This window comes from Pseudomonas sp. PA-1-6B (assembly GCF_021609545.1).
Lineage (GTDB): Bacteria > Pseudomonadota > Gammaproteobacteria > Pseudomonadales > Pseudomonadaceae > Aquipseudomonas > Aquipseudomonas fluorescens_BV.
Window position 1 is genome coordinate 1 of the sequence record NZ_WJZM01000090.1, and the last position, 15,819, is coordinate 15,819.

Sequence of the window (15,819 nt, forward strand, 5' to 3'; positions counted from 1 at the left end):
GCTTGCTCCCGCTGGACTGCGTAGCAGTCCCATTTTTGGGGCCGCTTCGCGCCCCAGCGGGAGCAAGCTCCCTCGCCACAGTTACCGATTCTGTATTAACTGACTGGCATTAGGGCAAGCCAGCTCCCACAGTTTTACAGGATCAAGCCGACGTGCGCAGGCGCGCCATGCTCAGGGTATCGACAAAAATTCCGTCGCGCAGGGCGTAATCGCGCAGCCGCCCTTCCACTTCGAAGCCGAACTTGCGGTACAGGTTGTGCGCAGGCTCGTTGTCCGCGTAAACAGTCAGCTCCACACGGCGCAGGTTCATCCAGTTGTCAGCCACCTCCAGCGCAGCCTTCAACAGCCGCGAACCGACACCCTTGCCCTGCCAGGCGGGCGCCACGCCCATACCCAACGAGCCAACATGGCTCTGGCGAACACGCAGATATTGCTCAAGCCCCAGTTGGCCAATCACCTCAGCGCCCTGCACCGCCACCAGTTGCAGGCGCCGCTCGTTATCCATCACCAGGCGCTTGCGCCACATCTCAACAGACTGAAAAGGCATTTGCAGCACCTGACGACAAACAGCCGGTTCGTTGTAGAGCGCGGCGACGCCCTCCAGGTGGGCCTCGGTAAAACGCTGGATCACGATAGACGGTTCAGGTGGGTGCATTGCATTTCATCCTTTGAAAGACAAGTGGCGGGCCAGTGTAGAGGCTAAGCGCCAGGCTGACGAGCCGGGAGTTTTCCCACTGGCCGACCAGCACCATCCTGCATCTGAACGATGGCGATCCATATGCGCAGCGCCGATACTCTGCCCAGGCCCTGCCCCGTCAACCCGACGCTTCGGCCTTCACCCTGTGACGAGAACAACAAAAAAAGTCCCACAGAGGAACACCCATGAGCCGTCTTGATCACTCGGGCCTGTTGCAGGCCTTCAGCACCCTGACCCTGGACCTGCAACGCCTGGCCCAACATCAGGACATCGAACACTTCCAGCGCCATGCCCTGGCACGCGTCAGCCAATTGCTGGCCTTCGACAGTGCCTGGTGGGGACGCTCGGCTGTCATCAACGGTCTGCCGCAAGAGCACAACAGCTACCTCTATCAGTTGCCACCCGACTACCTGGCGGACTGGCAGTCGATCCGCCATCTGGACGTTACCGTTGCACGGGTGCATGCCTCGCCTGGCGAGGCAGTAATTATCGATATGCGCGACCCCGCCAACGGCAGCGCCTTGAATTGGCTGGGGCAACGCCACGGCCTGGGTGAATTGCTGTGTGTGATCCATATCGACCCGCAAACCCACCTCAGCCACCACCTGACGCTCTACCGCCAGCCCACTGCGCCCACGTTCAACGCGCAGGATTGCCAGTTACTCAATAACCTGATGCTGCATCTGGTGGCGGCGGTCTCGGCAAACCAGATCCGCACCTTGGTGGCCATGCGTGAAACCCTGGCCAGCCCGCGCAATCTGGCCCTGGCGGTGTGCGACCCCCGGGGTGTGTTGCAATGCGCCGAGCGCGGTTTTGTCGACCTGCTGCTCAGCGAATGGCCGCAATGGCGCGGCCCCACCCTACCGGTGCTGCTAGATGAGCGCGGGCATGAGGGCAAGCGCATCCATATCCAGGCGTCACCGGTGGGCGACCAATTGCTGTTGGCCGCGCGCCTCAACCGCGCCCTGCCCCAGCTCAGCCCACGGGAAAACGACGTAGCCCAAGGGTTTGGCGAGGGCAAAACCTACAAGGAAGTAGCTCGCGACCTTGGCCTCTCACCCAACACCGTGCGTCACCATATCCGCGCCATCTACGCCAAGCTCGGCGTCAAGGACAAGGCGCGCATAGCGCACCTGGTGCACGCCCCGCCCGACTGACCCTGCCCGCTTCTCCCACGGTTTTGCCACGGTCGTTTTTTACGGTCTCGGGCTGCTGTTGCCCATTTTCCGGCCTCCTCTGATACGAGACGCTTCGCCATGACTTCTACATGCCTACGTAACCTGACAGTGCTATGCGCCAGCCTGTTCAGCCTCGACAGCCGGGCTGCCGACCTCAACGCTCGCGACTTTTTCGCCGCCCCACCTGGCACCCGTCTGGGTGTGCTGTACTTGCCCGCCACCCGTGCCGGCGATTTCCATGGCCCCGCCGACAGCACCGGCAAGGCCGACCTCAGGGTCAACGCCGTGGCTTACCGCCAGGTGTATTTCACCGACGCCTGCGGCACGTTGTGCACGCCGCAATTCATCCTGCCCTTTGCCGACATCAGCGCGCGCGTGCCCGGCGCCAACCAGCGCAGCCGCGAGCGCGGCCTGGGCGATCCACAGGTGGGCGGCACGCTGTTTTTCGTCAACGACCCGGCTTCGCGCACTTACAGCGGCTTGTTGAGCCTGATCACCGTGCCGGTGGGTGAGTACCACAGTCAAAACCCGGACGTCTCTCCCGGTGCCAATCGCTGGGGCGCCACCTTTGTCTACAACTACACCCACGGCATCGGCGAAAACTGGGTACTGGAAGCCAACCTGGAAGCCCAGCTCTATGGCCGCAATGACGATTACTTTGGCAGCGAACTCAAGCAAGCCCCGCTGTATCGCCTGCAGGCGTTTGCCTCGTATGACTTCAGCGCCGCCACTTACGGCGCACTGCGCCTGATCCAGGCCGACGGTGGCGCCCTGCGCCTCAACAACCGCCGCCTCGACGACACCCACAAGCGCTACACCCAAGTCGGCTTCGAACTCGGGCATTGGCTCGACCGGCAGAACCAACTGATGGTCAGCCTTTCGCAACACGTTGCGGCTTCCAATGGCTATGCCGGCACCGAAGCGCTGTTGCGCCTGGTGCATGTGTTCTGACCCCCTTTCCCTGGAGCTTGAAAATGCCCATTTCCAACCCTGCGATAACGGCACGGCTGGCAGCGATCGTGCTGTTTGCCGCCATCACCCCGACCATCCTGATGACCGCTCCCGCCGTGGCCGCGCAGTTGGCCAGCCAGTGGCAACTGAGCCCGGCGCGTATTGGCGACTTGTTTTCCGTGGAACTGGGCGCCATGAGCCTGGCGACCTTGCCCGCCTGGTGGTGGCTCAAGCGGGTTGACTGGCGCACCGCCGCCCGGGTCGCCGCGCTGCTGTTCATGGCCGCCAACCTGCTGTCGATGCTGGCCGACACCTACGCCGTACTGCTGGTGTTGCGCGCTGCCAGCGCCCTGGCCGGCGGCTCGCTGATGATCCTCTGCCTGGCCAGTGCGGCAACCACCGCCAACCCCAGCCGGGTCTATGGTTTGTGGGTGATGGGGCAGTTGATCGTCGGTGCCCTCGGCCTGGTGGTGTTGCCTGGTTTGTTCGAACGGTTTGGCTTGAATGCCTGCTACTTGATCCTGGCAGGGTTGATGGCTGTGCTGCTGCCATTGGCGCGGGCGTTTCCCGCCGGTAGCCCTGCGTTGCCCGCCAACCGCGCCCCGGTCTTGCCCGGTTCACGCTGGAAAGCCGCCCTGGGGGTTGGCGCGGTGCTGGCCTTTTACATCAGCCTGGGGGGCGTATGGACCTTTATCGGTGCCTTGGGCGCCAGTGCCGGGATTTCGGCGCAGCACGGCGGCGAAATCCTCGCCATCGCCACCGTGATGGGCATTGCCGGGGCAGCGAGCGCTTCACTGATCGGGGCCCGCTTGCCGCGTGGAGTGCTGTTGCTGCTGGGCTACCTGTTGATGGCGGCAGCGGTGCTCTTGTTGCTTGGCCAGCCCGCATTGCTGCGATTTGCCTTGGCGGCGCTGCTGTTCAAATTCACCTGGACCTTCATTCTGCCGCTGATCCTGGCCTGCCTGGCCGACCTCGATCACAGCGGCAAGCTGATGAACGCCTCCAACCTGGTCATCGGCGGCGGCCTGGCCATCGGCCCAGCGCTCGCTGGCCGCCTGATCGAGGCCAGCGGCGGGTTCAGCCTGTTGCTGCTCGGTGCAGCCGCTATCACCTTGCTGTCGCTGGTGATGATCATCGCCAGCCGTCCCCACTCCCCCACTGAACTGGAACCGGTATGAACCCAACCACCGCATTTTTCTTCGACGAAATAAGCCTGTGGCACAGCGCCGGCGCCCATGCGCTGACCCTGCCCGTGGGCGGCTGGGTGCAGCCGCCGGCCGGCAGCGGGCATGCCGAGTCACCGGAGACCAAGCGCCGCTTGAAAAGCCTGTTGGATGTCTCCGGGCTGAGCCGCCAACTACAACTGCGTAGCGCGCCGCCAGCCAGTGAAGAGGATTTGCTGCGCGTCCACAGCCGTGCCTACCTGCAGCGTTTCAAGGCCCTGAGCGATGCAGGCGGCGGTGAGCTTGGCCCCCAGGCACCGATTGGGCCGGGCAGCTACGAGATTGCGCAACTGTCCGCCGGACTGACCCTGGCCGCCGTGGACGCGGTGCTCAAGGGCCAGGTGCACAACGCCTATTCGCTGTCGCGGCCACCGGGGCATCACTGCCTGGCAGACAGCGCCATGGGCTTTTGCTTTCTCGCCAACATTGCCATTGCCATCGAGGCCGCCAAGGCCCGCAACGGATTGGGCAAAGTCGCCGTGATCGACTGGGATGTGCACCACGGCAACGGCACGCAGTCGATCTTCGAAGAACGGGCCGATGTGTTGACGATTTCCCTGCATCAGGACGGCTGCTACCCGCCTGGCTACAGCGGCGAGCAGGATCGAGGCCGCGGGGCCGGCGTGGGGGCCAACATCAATATTCCGTTGCCGCCAGGCAGTGGGCACGCCACCTATCTACACGCCATGGAACGCATCGTCGTGCCCGCGCTGGAGCGCTTCGAGCCGGAGTTGATCATCGTTGCTTGCGGTTATGACGCCAACGCCGTCGACCCGCTAGCGCGCATGTTGTTGCACAGCGAATCGTTCCGTCTGCTGACCCGCGCCCTGCGCCTGGCAGCCGATCGTTTATGTCAGGGCCGCCTGGTGCTGGTACACGAAGGCGGCTACAGCGAAGCCTATGTACCGTTCTGCGGCTTGGCGACCCTGGAGGAATTGAGCGGCGTGCGCACAGCGGTGCTAGACCCGATGCTTGAGTTTGTGCAGTTGCAACAACCCGGTGCGGCGCTGCAGGCGTTTCAAGCGCAGTGGGTGGAGCGGTTGGCCGGAGGGATCATTGATTCACAGCAGGCGCGGATTGTCCCTGCTAACTGAATGGGTTGACCTTCATGGTCTCACCTGACCTCGGGTACGCACCGCGCGTTTTTCGTACTTGTCCGCATGTAACTCGGCCTGTTGCTTAAGTGCCATGCAGTACTGAAGTAAACAAAGATTGGCGTCCGGCGTCTCGGCCTCCGTGCTCAAACGCCTGGCCGCTGCGGCAGAAATGGGTTTTCCTCGTGGCATAAGCCAGCCTTTGATGACCGCCTTGCGGTCATTGACCAGCGTGGCGTGATTGAGCTTGAGCACTTCAATCGTTTGAACCGCCTCCGGTGAAAGCCCTTCAACCTTTCCGTCTCTTAAAAATCGAAAAAGCCGGCTCGCGTGGGGCGAAAGAGGCGATACAAAGGGGTTCCGAGCGGGGTCGTAGGCCTTTTTTTCCTCTGCTCCGTACTCACAGGCTACATTGGACTGACTAGGCGGATAGCATGCGACCATGTTGTCGTAAGCGATGCTTTGGTCCACATGCCTTGCCTGGGGCAGCACATGTTCGATATGGCAGCTAAAAATAGTGTCTTGGCCTTTGGCTCCGCATTCTTGCGCGGTAGGTAGCCGACGTAGCGTATAAGCGCAAAGATGAAACTGCTCACGCAATAACGACCTGCGCACAGGCTCTGCCGGAAAACTGCTACCACGGCCATAAAACAGATTTTGCGGTGTGTCTTTGTTTTCCCGACGCCACTCAATCAACTCGCGGGGCTCTGCCCCTTTCGTGATGGACCTCATGCTTCACTTTCTCCGGCCCACCTCAAGGAGTCGATACTCGCTTGTACTTCCAGGATGTCCGGAATGTCACCAACCTTATCTCTCAATTGCGAGAGACTGGCTTCGGCATGCTCCAGTTTGTCGTCATCCAGATAGCGACGTATTGCCTGGAGTTGATGGCCTACGTCGCGATTTTGCGCGACATCCCCCATCAACTCTTCGATCACTTCGCCGCTGCGTAACCCAAGCGAACGCTCTGGATGCCCGATAAACCGGCCATCCTTCAATAGCATGATTGCTTCAGCCGGCAGCTCACCCAGTATTTGTGGTGAATGGGTGGTGATGATGAACTGGCAGTTGGGAAAGGTCTTTTCAAGGTTTGCAACAACGGTACGCTGCCAACCCGGATGGAGATGGAGGTCCAATTCGTCGATCAGGACGACACCCTTCCCTTGCAGTGGGTCAGCCACTTCGCGATTGAGTAATGTAAGCCTGCGCGCCAAATCGCCAACCATCGCCAATAGACATTTTTCACCGTCGGATAGCTGCAGAACATTGAATTCGAGATCGCCTTTGAGGACCGTCATTCTCAACGCTGGCTTACGACGAACGCGGACGTCCCGGAACCCAGTGAAGGTTTCGATAGCACGGCGTACAGCGGAGAGTTCTCTGTCTCGATAGCCAGGGGTATCCCGACTATTTTCATTTTCAAGATCTTCCTGATTGCGAAACCAGATGAAGAACCGCTTGAAGTCCGCGCCACCGTGGCCCAACGCATCGTCATACCCTTCAGCGATAGCGTTGACCAACTGTTCGCGAACGCGCAATGGTACGTCTAGTACGGCACGGTGCACGTCGTAATAAACTGCCAACGGCAATGTTATCCAATCATCAAATCCTGATTCGTAGTGCCGGATGCCGTATTCGAACTCGTCGGCTTTTACGTTCAAGGCCAATAAATCGCTACTACGATCTGCTGGATGTTTTCCTCCTTTCTTATTCAAGGCTATTGCCCAGCTCAAATCCTTTGTACCCGGCTGATTTTGCAAGTCCGTCGTTAACTCCAAACGGGTGTAATCTTCCCCTGCTCGAATATCATCTTTGGACAAAGTTCTGGATTTGGCAGCCTTGCCCACAACCCGCGATGTCAAGTTCGAAAGCGTTATCGCCAACGCATCCAGAATCGACGACTTGCCCACGCCGTTGATGCCCACCAAAGCGACAGTCTTCCTGCCTTCGAAATCGAGCTCCATCTTCTCGATGCCGCGGAAATTGACGAGGGTAAAACGCTTGATCTGCATGATCGGTTTCCAACATGCCCGGCCAGGTCAGCCGGTCTTCAGAGTAAGCACGGATGATAGTAATTATCGCCAAGTCTGTCACGGCGTTGACGGTCTTAATCTATCCGCGCTGAATAGCCAAACGCCACACCCGCGCAATGTCCGAGGCCCGCTCACGCAACAGGCGCGGCGCCTCGTGACAAGCCTGTTCCAGTGACATCGGACCCGATGGCAAAGCAAATGCTGCGTCCACACCCTGGGCATACATCTGCTCGTAGCCCTCGCCCAATGTCCCCGCGATGACCACCACCGGCACGCCCTGTCGCTGGGCAACGCGTGCCACGCCAAACGGGGTTTTGCCACGCAGGGTCTGGGCGTCGAAGCGGCCCTCGCCGGTAATCACCAGATCGGCATCACGCACCGCTTCATCCAGGCCAACCAGTTCAGCAACCACCTCGACCCCTGGGCGAAACTGGGCGGCGAGGAACGCTTTGGCAGCAAAGCCCAGGCCACCGGCGGCGCCGCTGCCTGGTTCGTCGCGCACATCCTTGGGCAGCACCTGGGCGCAATGGTCAGCGAAGTGCCCAAGGGCCGCGTCCAGTTGTGCCACCTGCTCGGGGCTCGCGCCTTTTTGCGGGCCGAAAATAGACGACGCTCCGTGAGGGCCGCACAAGGGATTGTTGACGTCGGCGGCGATTTCAAAACGCACCTGTGCCAGGCGCGGGTCCAGTTGTTCGAGGCTGATATGGGCCAGGCGCGCCAACGCCAACCCACCCGTCGGCAGTGGCTGGCGTTCGCTATCCAATAGCTGCACGCCAAGGGCCTGCATCGCCCCCGCGCCGCCATCGTTGGTAGCACTGCCACCAATCGCCAGGATGATGCGCTGCGCCCCGGCATCCAGCGCGGCGCGGATCAACTCGCCGGTGCCATAGGTGGTACTGGAACAAGCGTCGCGCTGCCCCGGCGCGACGAGTTGCAAACCACTGGCCTCGGCCATCTCGATCATCGCCGTATGGCTGTCGGCCAACCATCCCCAACGCGCTTCGACGCTGTCGCCCAGCGGGCCTCGGACTGTTTGCCGGCGCAATTGCCCCTTACATGCTGCGAGCACCGCATCCACCGTGCCTTCACCGCCATCGGCCATCGGGCATTGAAGCACGTGCGCATCCGGCCAGACCTCGGCCCAGCCCTCGGCAATCGCCTGGGCGACACCTGCGGCACTCAGGCTGTCTTTGAACGAGTCGGGGGCGATCACGATTTTCATGGGCTTTCTCCGGTTTTTATAACGCCCATGCTGCCAGTTGGCTGGGGCAATGACGCGGGGCCGATGCACAAGTGTGGAGGAGGTTTATTGTTCATTCCGACAAGGAGTGAGGCAACAGTTGCACACCCAGGTACAAGGCCAGCATGCCGTCGAGCGTCAGCGGATCCACGCCGCTGAGTTCAGCTATGCGCTCCATGCGGTAACGCAGGCTGTTGCGGTGGATACCCAGGGCGTCTGCGCACGCCTGGCTTTGCCCATCGTGTTCGCACCAACTGCGCAACGTGGCAAGCAGTTGCCCGTTGCTGTCCTTGGCCAACACTTTGCGCAACGGATTGAGCAGTTCGTCCAGGGCGTCGTCGTTGCGATGACGCCACAGCATCACCGGCAGGCGATAACGGTTGAGGGTCAACAGGCGTGATTGCGGCAGGATATCCCGGCCATAAGCAAGCAGATCACCCACCCGCCGATAGCAGCGGCGCAGTCCCGCCAAGCCCTCCGCTTGCCCGCCGATGGCCACGCGCAGGACGTTCCAACCCAGGCCGTCGAGCTTTTCCAGCAAGCGGGGATTATCGACCTGCACCGCAGCAGGTCGGCACCACAGCAAGGAAAACTGCGCAGAGCTGACGCACCAACTGTCCGGGTAGCGGCTGGCGAGCCAGGCGCTCAGGGCCTCCGCCGTTTGTCCCGGGCCCAGTTCAAACAGGTACGGCGTGCGCGCCAGTTGTGGCTTGAGCCCCAGTTGCTGGGCTTCGTCCACCAGGCGCGGGGAGTCGCCGCTGTCGGCCAACAGCAGGGCCAGCAGATCATCGCAACGCTGGCGCCGCCATTGTTGTTCGGCTTGCTGGTGGCGTTGGCTGACCAGCATTTCAGCGGTCATGCGCACCAGTTCGGCATAGGTGCGTAACCCATCCGGCTCGCCGGTGATACCCAGTACGCCAATCAGGCGCTGATCATGCAGCAGCGGCAGGTTGATGCCTGGTTGCACACCCTTGAGATGCTTGGCGGTCTGCCCGTCGATTTCCACCACCCGCCCATTGGCCAACACTAGCTGGGCACCTTCATGGCGGGTATTGATACGCTCCGGCTCGCCGCTGCCCAGGATCAAGCCCTGGCTGTCCATGACATTGACGTTATGGGGCAGGATTGCCATGGTGCGATCGACAATCTCCTGCGCCAGGGCATGATCCAGCTCGAACATGGGGCTAATTTCCTGAAAAAGGTTGTTCACCAGCACAGCGCAAAGATGGCTTGACTGTGCGCCGGCACAAAGACAGTTGCCCATCACGTCACCGAGACTGTCAGGGCGGTCAACGTTACCCTCGCACCGCGAAAAATCATAATAAAGAGAGAATCCCATGTCACAGAGTGCCACTGCCGCACTGGCCAGCGATGACGATAAAAACGCCATCTACAAGCGCATTACCCTGCGCCTGATCCCCTTCATTTTTATCTGCTATCTGTTCAATTACCTCGACCGGGTAAACGTTGGCTTTGCCAAGCTGCAGATGCTCGACGCGTTGAAATTCAGTGAAACCGTATACGGCCTGGGAGCCGGGATTTTCTTTATCGGCTACGTGCTATGCGGCGTGCCGAGCAACCTGGCGCTGACCCGCTTTGGCCCGCGGCGCTGGATCGCGTTGATGATGATCGTGTGGGGTACGCTTTCCACATGCCTGCTGTTTGTGACCACGCCCACGCATTTCTACACCCTGCGCCTGTTTACCGGTGCCGCTGAAGCGGGCTTCTTCCCCGGCGTGGTGTTGTACCTTTCGCAGTGGTTTCCGACCTTCCGCCGTGGGCGAATCATGGCACTGTTCATGTCGGCGATCCCGGTGTCCGGTTTGCTCGGCAGCCCGTTTTCCGGCTGGATTCTCAATCACTTTGCCGCAGGCCAAGGCGGCTTGGCGGGCTGGCAGTGGATGTTCCTGCTGCAAGGCATCCCGACCGTGATCCTCGGCGCCCTCGCCTACTTCCTGCTCAGTGACAGTTTCGCCAACGCCAAGTGGCTCAAGCCCCATGAGCGTGCGGTACTGGAAGCGGACCAGGCCACAGACCTGGCTAACAAGCCGAAAACCACCAGCGACTCCCTGGCCGAAGTGTTCAAGAACCCGGCGATCTGGGCATTCGGCCTGATCTACTTCTGCATCCAGAGTGGTGTGTATGCGATCAACTTCTGGCTGCCGTCGATCATCAAGAACATGGGCTTCAGCGACAATCTGGTGATTGGCTGGCTCAGCGCGATTCCGTATCTGTTGGCGGCGGTGTTCATGTTGCTGGTGGGCCGCTCTGCCGACCTGCGCAAGGAGCGACGCTGGCATTTGGTGGTGCCGATGTTGATGGGCGCCATTGGCCTGGTGATCGCCGTTAATTTCGCCACTACGCCCGCTATCGCCATTCTCGGCCTGACCATCGCCACCATGGGCGCCCTGACCGGCCTGCCGATGTTCTGGCCGGTGCCCACCACCATGCTCAGCGCGGGTGCGGCGGCGGGTGGCTTGGCGTTGATCAACTCCATGGGGCAGATGGCGGGTTTTCTCAGCCCGTATATCGTGGGCTTTGTGAAGGATGCCACTGGGTCTACGGATGTGGCGTTGTACCTGCTGGCGGCGGTGATTGTGGGCGGCAGTGTTCTGGCATTGCGGATGACGCGCACGCTCAAGGCCTGACGCCTTCAACGTGGGAGGGGTCTGCTCCCTCCCACTTGGGTCATGTATTTACAACAGGCCGCCACCGTCGATATCAACCACCGCACCGGTCATAAAGCCATTTTCCATGGCCAGTACATACCCCGCCGCCACTTCTTCAGCCTGCCCCACCCGCCCAATCGGCAAACCTTGGCCCGCCTTGGCAAACATTGCCAAACGTTGCTCTTGGCCAAGCCCTGCATAGGCCGGTGTGTCTATCACCCCTGGGCTGATCACATTGACTCGACGCGGCGCCAGTTCTTTGGCCAGTTGTTTGCCCAAGGCCTCGGTCGCAGCGTTAATGCCCGTCTTGATGAACTGCCCTGTCGCCAACTTGCGCCCCATCTGGCCCGAGGTCAGGGTGATGCTGCCCTGTTCGTGCAAAAAAGGCAGCGCGTGTTGAATGGCGCGTAGTGCGCCCCAGAGCTTCACATCGAAGTTGTTCTGAGCTTCATCCAGGTCTGTTTCGATCAAAGGCTTGGCCCGCACCGAAGGCCCCGAGGTGTAGACCAGATGGTCAAAGCGCCCCACGGTTTCGAACAGTTGCTTTAACGAGGCGCTGTCGGTGACGTCCACCGGCTCGCTGCGCAGCCCGCTGTCGGAACCTGGCGCCAAGCGGCGCCCGGCCACGATCACATGCGCGCCTCGCGCCAAGGCTGCCTGGGCCACTGCCGCGCCGATACCGCTGCTGCCGCCGATGACGATGATGGTTTTACCGCTCAGAGAAGAGGTCATGAGAAAACTACCTGGGTCAGAAAGTGAGCGTTCATCTTCCCAGCTTGGTAATCGATGAAAAATCCGGGTAAAACGACAAGATCTTTAAAGGATTTTTATCAATGAGCTCGATTCTCGACCTTGAAGTCTTCGTGCGCAGCGCCGACACCGGCAGCCTGACGGCCGCCGCCCGTGGCCTTGGCCTCACGCCGGCGGCGGCCAGCATTGCCCTCAAGCGCCTTGAAACCCGCCTCGGCATCCGCCTGCTCGCCCGCTCCACCCGCAGCATGCGCCTGACCGAAGAAGGCCGGCGTTACCTGGACAGTGTGCGGGTGGCACTGGAGGCGCTGTCGGACGGCGAGCACGCCATCAAGCAACAGGGCCAGAGCCTCAGTGGTTTATTGCAGTTGGCCGCGCCCTCGGACTTTGGTCGCAATGTGCTGCTGGGCTGGCTGGATGAGTTCAAGCTGGAGCACCCCACCATCCGTCTGCAACTGTTGCTCAACGACAGCAATGCCGACTTGTTTCGCGACACGGTCGACATCGCCTTGCGCTTTGGCGTGCCTAGAGACTCCAGCCTGGTGGCCCTGCCGGTGGTACCCGATCACCATCGCATTGCCTGCGCCAGCCCCGACTACCTGGCGCGCCACGGTACTCCGCATACGCCCGAAGATTTGGCCCACCACAACACGCTGCGCTATATGCGCCGGGGCCAGGCCAATAGCACCTGGTATTTCCGCCAGGGGGCGTTGCTTCAAGAAGTCGAGGTGAGCGGTGACTACCTCAGCGATGACGGCGAGATTGTCCGCCGCTGGGCGTTGGCGGGGCATGGCATTGCCTATAAGGCCAACCTGGATGTGGCCCGTGATATCCAGGCTGGGCGGTTGGTACCCTTGCTACCCGACTGGCAAGGCGAACCCGCGCCGTTCAACCTGATGTGCCCGCACCGCCTGCAAGTGTCGGAACGCGTGAAAGTGCTGCACCGTTTTTTACAGGCCCGCTGCCTGACTTTGCTACGCACATGAAGAAATGCCCCCAGGGCTTGTTCCAGAGCGCTCGGGTCTGGTATTGCATCACTTACATTTGCGTGAGGAGCTTTGCATGAATTACCGCACATTGGGCCAGTCCGGGTTGAAGGTCAGCGCACTCACCCTCGGCACCATGATGTTTGGCGAACAGACCAGCACCGAAGATTCGCTGCGCATCATCGACAAGGCCTGGGACCAGGGCATCAATTTCATCGACACGGCCGACCTGTATACAGGCGGGCGCTCCGAAGAAATCGTCGGTGAGGCGATCGCGCGCAACCGCCAGGATTGGGTGGTGGCCTCCAAGGTCGGCTTCGGCCCTACCGATGGCGTGCCCAACCGCAGCGGTTTGAGCCGCAAGCGTCTGTTCAACGCGCTGGACGCCAGCCTGGCACGCCTGGATACCGACTACCTGGACATCTACTACCTGCACCGCGAAGACCACGACACGCCGTTGGAGGTCACCGTGTCCGCCATGGGTGACCTGATCCGCCAGGGCAAGGTCCGCTATTGGGGCCTGTCCAATTACCGGGGTTGGCGCATCGCTGAAGTGATTCACGTGGCTGAACGCCTGGGCGTCGATAAACCCATCATCAGCCAGCCGTTGTACAACATCGTCAATCGCCAGGCCGAGGTCGAGCAGATCACCGCTGCAGCGGCGTACGGCCTGGGAGTGGTGCCGTACAGTCCACTGGCCCGAGGGGTCCTCAGCGGCAAGTACGCACCGGATGTCACGCCCGAGCCCGGCAGCCGTGCCGCGCGCCAGGATAAACGCATCCTGGAAACCGAGTGGCGAATTGAATCACTGCGCATTGCCCAGCAGATCCAGCAATACACCCAAGGGCGTGGCGTGGGGATCGTCGAGTTCGCAATCGCCTGGGTGCTGAACAATGCGGCGGTAAGCTCGGCGATTGTCGGGCCACGGACCGAGGCGCAGTGGGACGCCTACACCGGGGCGCTGGCGGTGAAGATCAGCGCTGAAGACGAGGCGTTCATTGATTCGTTGGTCACGCCGGGGCATTCGTCCTCGCCGGGGTTCAACGATGTCGGGCATTTTGTATCCGGTCGATTGGCACGCCTGTAGACTACCCGCGCAATAATTGGCTTTCGCGAGGACAACGTGTCTAAAGGTGTGGTGTTATCGGTCTTGGCTTCGGTGTTGTTTGCCGTGATGTATTACTTCACATCACTGCTAACGCCCTTGAGTGGCCTGGAGATTTTCGGCTGGCGCATGTTGCTCACCGTGCCCTGCATGACGGTGTTCATGCTCGTCAGCGGCGAGTGGCGCCGGGTCTGGGAACTGCTGCGCATGCTCGCGGCCGAGCCACGGCTGATCGGGGGCATACTGGTGTCGTCGGCCTTGCTTGGCGTGCAGCTGTGGTTGTTCATGTGGGCACCGCTCAACGGGCGCAGCCTGGATGTGTCGGTCGGTTACTTCCTGCTGCCGCTGACCATGGTGCTCACCGGGCGCCTGGTGTGGGGCGAACAGCTTTCCTACCTGCAAAAGATCGCGGTGTTTTTTGCCGGGCTCGGGGTACTCAACGAGTTATACCAGGCCGGTGGGTTCTCCTGGGCGACGCTGGTGGTGATCATCGGTTACCCGCTGTACTTTATCGTGCGTAAATACCTCAAGACCGACCACCTGGGCGGCCTGTGGCTGGACATGGCGCTGATGCTGCCGGTGGCATGGTGGTTTGTGCAAAGCGGCGAACAGGGCTTTGCAGTGATGGATGCCCACCCCAATCTGTATGCGCTGATCCCGATACTGGGTCTGATCAGCGCTTCGGCGTTGGTGAGCTATATCATCGCCAGCCGGCTGCTTGCGTTCAGCCTGTTCGGGCTGCTCAGTTATGTCGAGCCAGTGCTGTTGCTGGTGGTGGCGCTGCTGCTGGGTGAAGGGATCAAGGCAGGCCAATGGCTGACCTACATCCCGATCTGGATCGCGGTCATGGTGCTGGTGTTCGAAGGGTTCAAACATCTGGTGCGGCAGCGTAGGGTTTGACCGACGAACAGTCGACAAACTGCAACTGTGCTTGATGATGTTGAGTAGCCCCATCATCATCCAAGGTGGTGAACTGTAATTGCGGGCCGGATAGGTCGCCGCGAGGCAACTCAGGTATCGCGACCCGTGCAGTAGCATAAGGTGCAACCATCGGCGGATCTTCGCTGTGATGCTCCACACCACCGAGTGTCAGAACCACACCAGACAAGGTCACGTGATACGCCGTGGGATTAAGCACCTCCAACCCCACGGCGTCCCCTCGGCTTAGGCACCATTGAAGCGCATGAACCACGTCCTGCACCTGTCCCGGCAATTCGGCGGGCCGGAGGAAAAGCTTGATCCGCGTACGAAAGGCAAATTGCAGGGCGTTGGTTTCATCGGATGCCTCAACGCTCGGTCTGATTGCCAGTACGTTCAGCCAGTACACCGACTCCCGGTCGGCCACCTGTTTTGGCGTTTGATCATGCATGATCCGCAAGGCGCGCCCGGTACCCGCGTTCATACGGGCGATGGGTGGTGTAATCGTGAACGGCACATCACTGTTCTCGGGTGCCGCCATCGCATCGCCATCATCGATCCACGCTTGCACTAGGCGCGGACCGTCAGCCTCATTGTGCAGATTGACCACCACCGTGCGCGCGGTAACCGGGTAGATGACACGCGTGCGGTCAATCACGATTTCGCCTTGCACGGCGATTGCCTGCAAGCTCATCAGCACGCCCAGGCCCCCGCGCCAAAGCGCGCTGCTCATCGGTAGCTCATTGTGAATGACGCCAACCCGTTCGCGCTGCCGGGACGGATCGAGGACGCGGTCTGGATATAACGTGCGGTCAAAGGGATCTGGACAGTCGCATTGCCAGTACTGCCGACCAGCCACTGATTCGGGTTCCCAATCGTCGTGGAGTCAGCCCCATAGCGCACCAGCGTGTTCCCCCGTAGTAATTGCAGAGCAACGCCACTGGCCACAGAGGTACGGGTCAAGGACAGCACGTC

At 60.9% G+C, this 15,819-nt stretch carries 16 protein-coding genes; 8 read left to right on the forward strand and 8 right to left on the reverse strand.

Going from position 1 to position 15,819, the window contains the following annotated elements; translation table 11 throughout:
• Positions 1 to 142: 142 nt before the first annotated feature.
• A complete protein-coding gene (locus tag GIV35_RS26100) occupies positions 143 to 655 on the reverse strand; it encodes a GNAT family N-acetyltransferase (protein ID WP_236265905.1) in 513 nt (170 codons plus the stop codon).
• 227 nt (positions 656 to 882) lie between these two features.
• On the opposite strand from GIV35_RS26100, the gene GIV35_RS26105 reads away from it, so the two are divergent.
• The 4 genes from GIV35_RS26105 to GIV35_RS26120 all read left to right on the forward strand — a co-directional run bounded on the left by GIV35_RS26105 (position 883) and on the right by GIV35_RS26120 (position 5,143).
• Entirely contained in the window at positions 883 to 1,854 is a 972-nt protein-coding gene (locus tag GIV35_RS26105) for a helix-turn-helix transcriptional regulator (protein WP_236265906.1), read from the forward strand.
• Positions 1,855 to 1,953: 99 nt separating this feature from the next.
• On the forward strand, positions 1,954 to 2,826 hold the full coding sequence (locus tag GIV35_RS26110; RefSeq protein WP_236265907.1) for a transporter: 873 nt from the start codon (positions 1,954 to 1,956) through the stop codon (positions 2,824 to 2,826).
• Between the two features lie 23 nt (positions 2,827 to 2,849).
• Positions 2,850 to 4,004 carry an MFS transporter gene (locus GIV35_RS26115; RefSeq protein WP_198716189.1) on the forward strand — a complete coding sequence of 385 codons (1,155 nt, stop codon included), beginning with the start codon at positions 2,850 to 2,852 and terminating at the stop codon, positions 4,002 to 4,004.
• Positions 4,001 to 5,143, forward strand: a complete 1,143-nt coding sequence (locus GIV35_RS26120) for a class II histone deacetylase (protein WP_236265816.1) — start codon at positions 4,001 to 4,003, stop codon at positions 5,141 to 5,143. The genes GIV35_RS26115 and GIV35_RS26120 overlap by 4 nt, the downstream gene beginning before the upstream one ends.
• A gap of 12 nt (positions 5,144 to 5,155) precedes the next feature.
• On the opposite strand, the gene GIV35_RS26125 is transcribed toward GIV35_RS26120, so the two are convergent.
• The 4 genes from GIV35_RS26125 to GIV35_RS26140 all read right to left on the reverse strand — a co-directional run bounded on the left by GIV35_RS26125 (position 5,156) and on the right by GIV35_RS26140 (position 9,596).
• Positions 5,156 to 5,875 carry a hypothetical protein gene (locus GIV35_RS26125; RefSeq protein ID WP_060764750.1) on the reverse strand — a complete coding sequence of 240 codons (720 nt, stop codon included), beginning with the start codon at positions 5,873 to 5,875 and terminating at the stop codon, positions 5,156 to 5,158.
• Positions 5,872 to 7,155, reverse strand: a complete 1,284-nt coding sequence (locus GIV35_RS26130) for an AAA family ATPase (protein WP_105226879.1) — start codon at positions 7,153 to 7,155, stop codon at positions 5,872 to 5,874. Before GIV35_RS26130 ends, GIV35_RS26125 begins: the two co-directional genes overlap by 4 nt.
• A 100-nt stretch (positions 7,156 to 7,255) precedes the next feature.
• The gene (locus GIV35_RS26135; RefSeq protein WP_105226880.1) at positions 7,256 to 8,398 is read right to left on the reverse strand and encodes a glycerate kinase; all 1,143 of its coding nucleotides are present in this window, start codon (positions 8,396 to 8,398) and stop codon (positions 7,256 to 7,258) included.
• A gap of 91 nt (positions 8,399 to 8,489) precedes the next feature.
• Positions 8,490 to 9,596, reverse strand: coding sequence for a sugar diacid recognition domain-containing protein (locus tag GIV35_RS26140; RefSeq protein ID WP_105226881.1), 1,107 nt, complete (start codon positions 9,594 to 9,596; stop codon positions 8,490 to 8,492).
• 157 nt (positions 9,597 to 9,753) lie between these two features.
• On the opposite strand from GIV35_RS26140, the gene GIV35_RS26145 reads away from it, so the two are divergent.
• Complete coding sequence (locus tag GIV35_RS26145) at positions 9,754 to 11,064, forward strand: MFS transporter (RefSeq protein ID WP_200647826.1); 1,311 nt, start codon at positions 9,754 to 9,756, stop codon at positions 11,062 to 11,064.
• Between the two features lie 48 nt (positions 11,065 to 11,112).
• On the opposite strand, the gene GIV35_RS26150 is transcribed toward GIV35_RS26145, so the two are convergent.
• On the reverse strand, positions 11,113 to 11,817 hold the full coding sequence (locus tag GIV35_RS26150) for an SDR family oxidoreductase (RefSeq protein WP_236264856.1): 705 nt from the start codon (positions 11,815 to 11,817) through the stop codon (positions 11,113 to 11,115).
• A gap of 101 nt (positions 11,818 to 11,918) precedes the next feature.
• Between GIV35_RS26150 and GIV35_RS26155 the strand changes: the two genes are divergently transcribed.
• The 3 genes from GIV35_RS26155 (at position 11,919) to rarD (ending at position 14,826) form a co-directional block, all read left to right on the forward strand.
• Positions 11,919 to 12,821, forward strand: a complete 903-nt coding sequence (locus GIV35_RS26155; RefSeq protein ID WP_213153040.1) for a LysR family transcriptional regulator — start codon at positions 11,919 to 11,921, stop codon at positions 12,819 to 12,821.
• A 76-nt stretch (positions 12,822 to 12,897) separates the two neighbouring features.
• Positions 12,898 to 13,908, forward strand: coding sequence for an aldo/keto reductase (locus GIV35_RS26160; RefSeq protein WP_105226885.1), 1,011 nt, complete (start codon positions 12,898 to 12,900; stop codon positions 13,906 to 13,908).
• Between the two features lie 36 nt (positions 13,909 to 13,944).
• Positions 13,945 to 14,826 carry an EamA family transporter RarD gene (gene rarD, locus GIV35_RS26165; RefSeq protein ID WP_198716182.1) on the forward strand — a complete coding sequence of 294 codons (882 nt, stop codon included), beginning with the start codon at positions 13,945 to 13,947 and terminating at the stop codon, positions 14,824 to 14,826.
• On the opposite strand, the gene GIV35_RS26170 is transcribed toward rarD, so the two are convergent.
• Positions 14,795 to 15,577, reverse strand: a complete 783-nt coding sequence (locus tag GIV35_RS26170) for a fimbrial biogenesis chaperone (protein WP_236264858.1) — start codon at positions 15,575 to 15,577, stop codon at positions 14,795 to 14,797. The two genes, rarD and GIV35_RS26170, sit on opposite strands and share 32 nt — an antisense overlap.
• Positions 15,574 to 15,819 (reverse strand): fimbrial protein (locus tag GIV35_RS26175; RefSeq protein ID WP_442962635.1); only part of this gene is annotated, 246 nt, incomplete at its 5' end. The genes GIV35_RS26175 and GIV35_RS26170, both read right to left, overlap by 4 nt.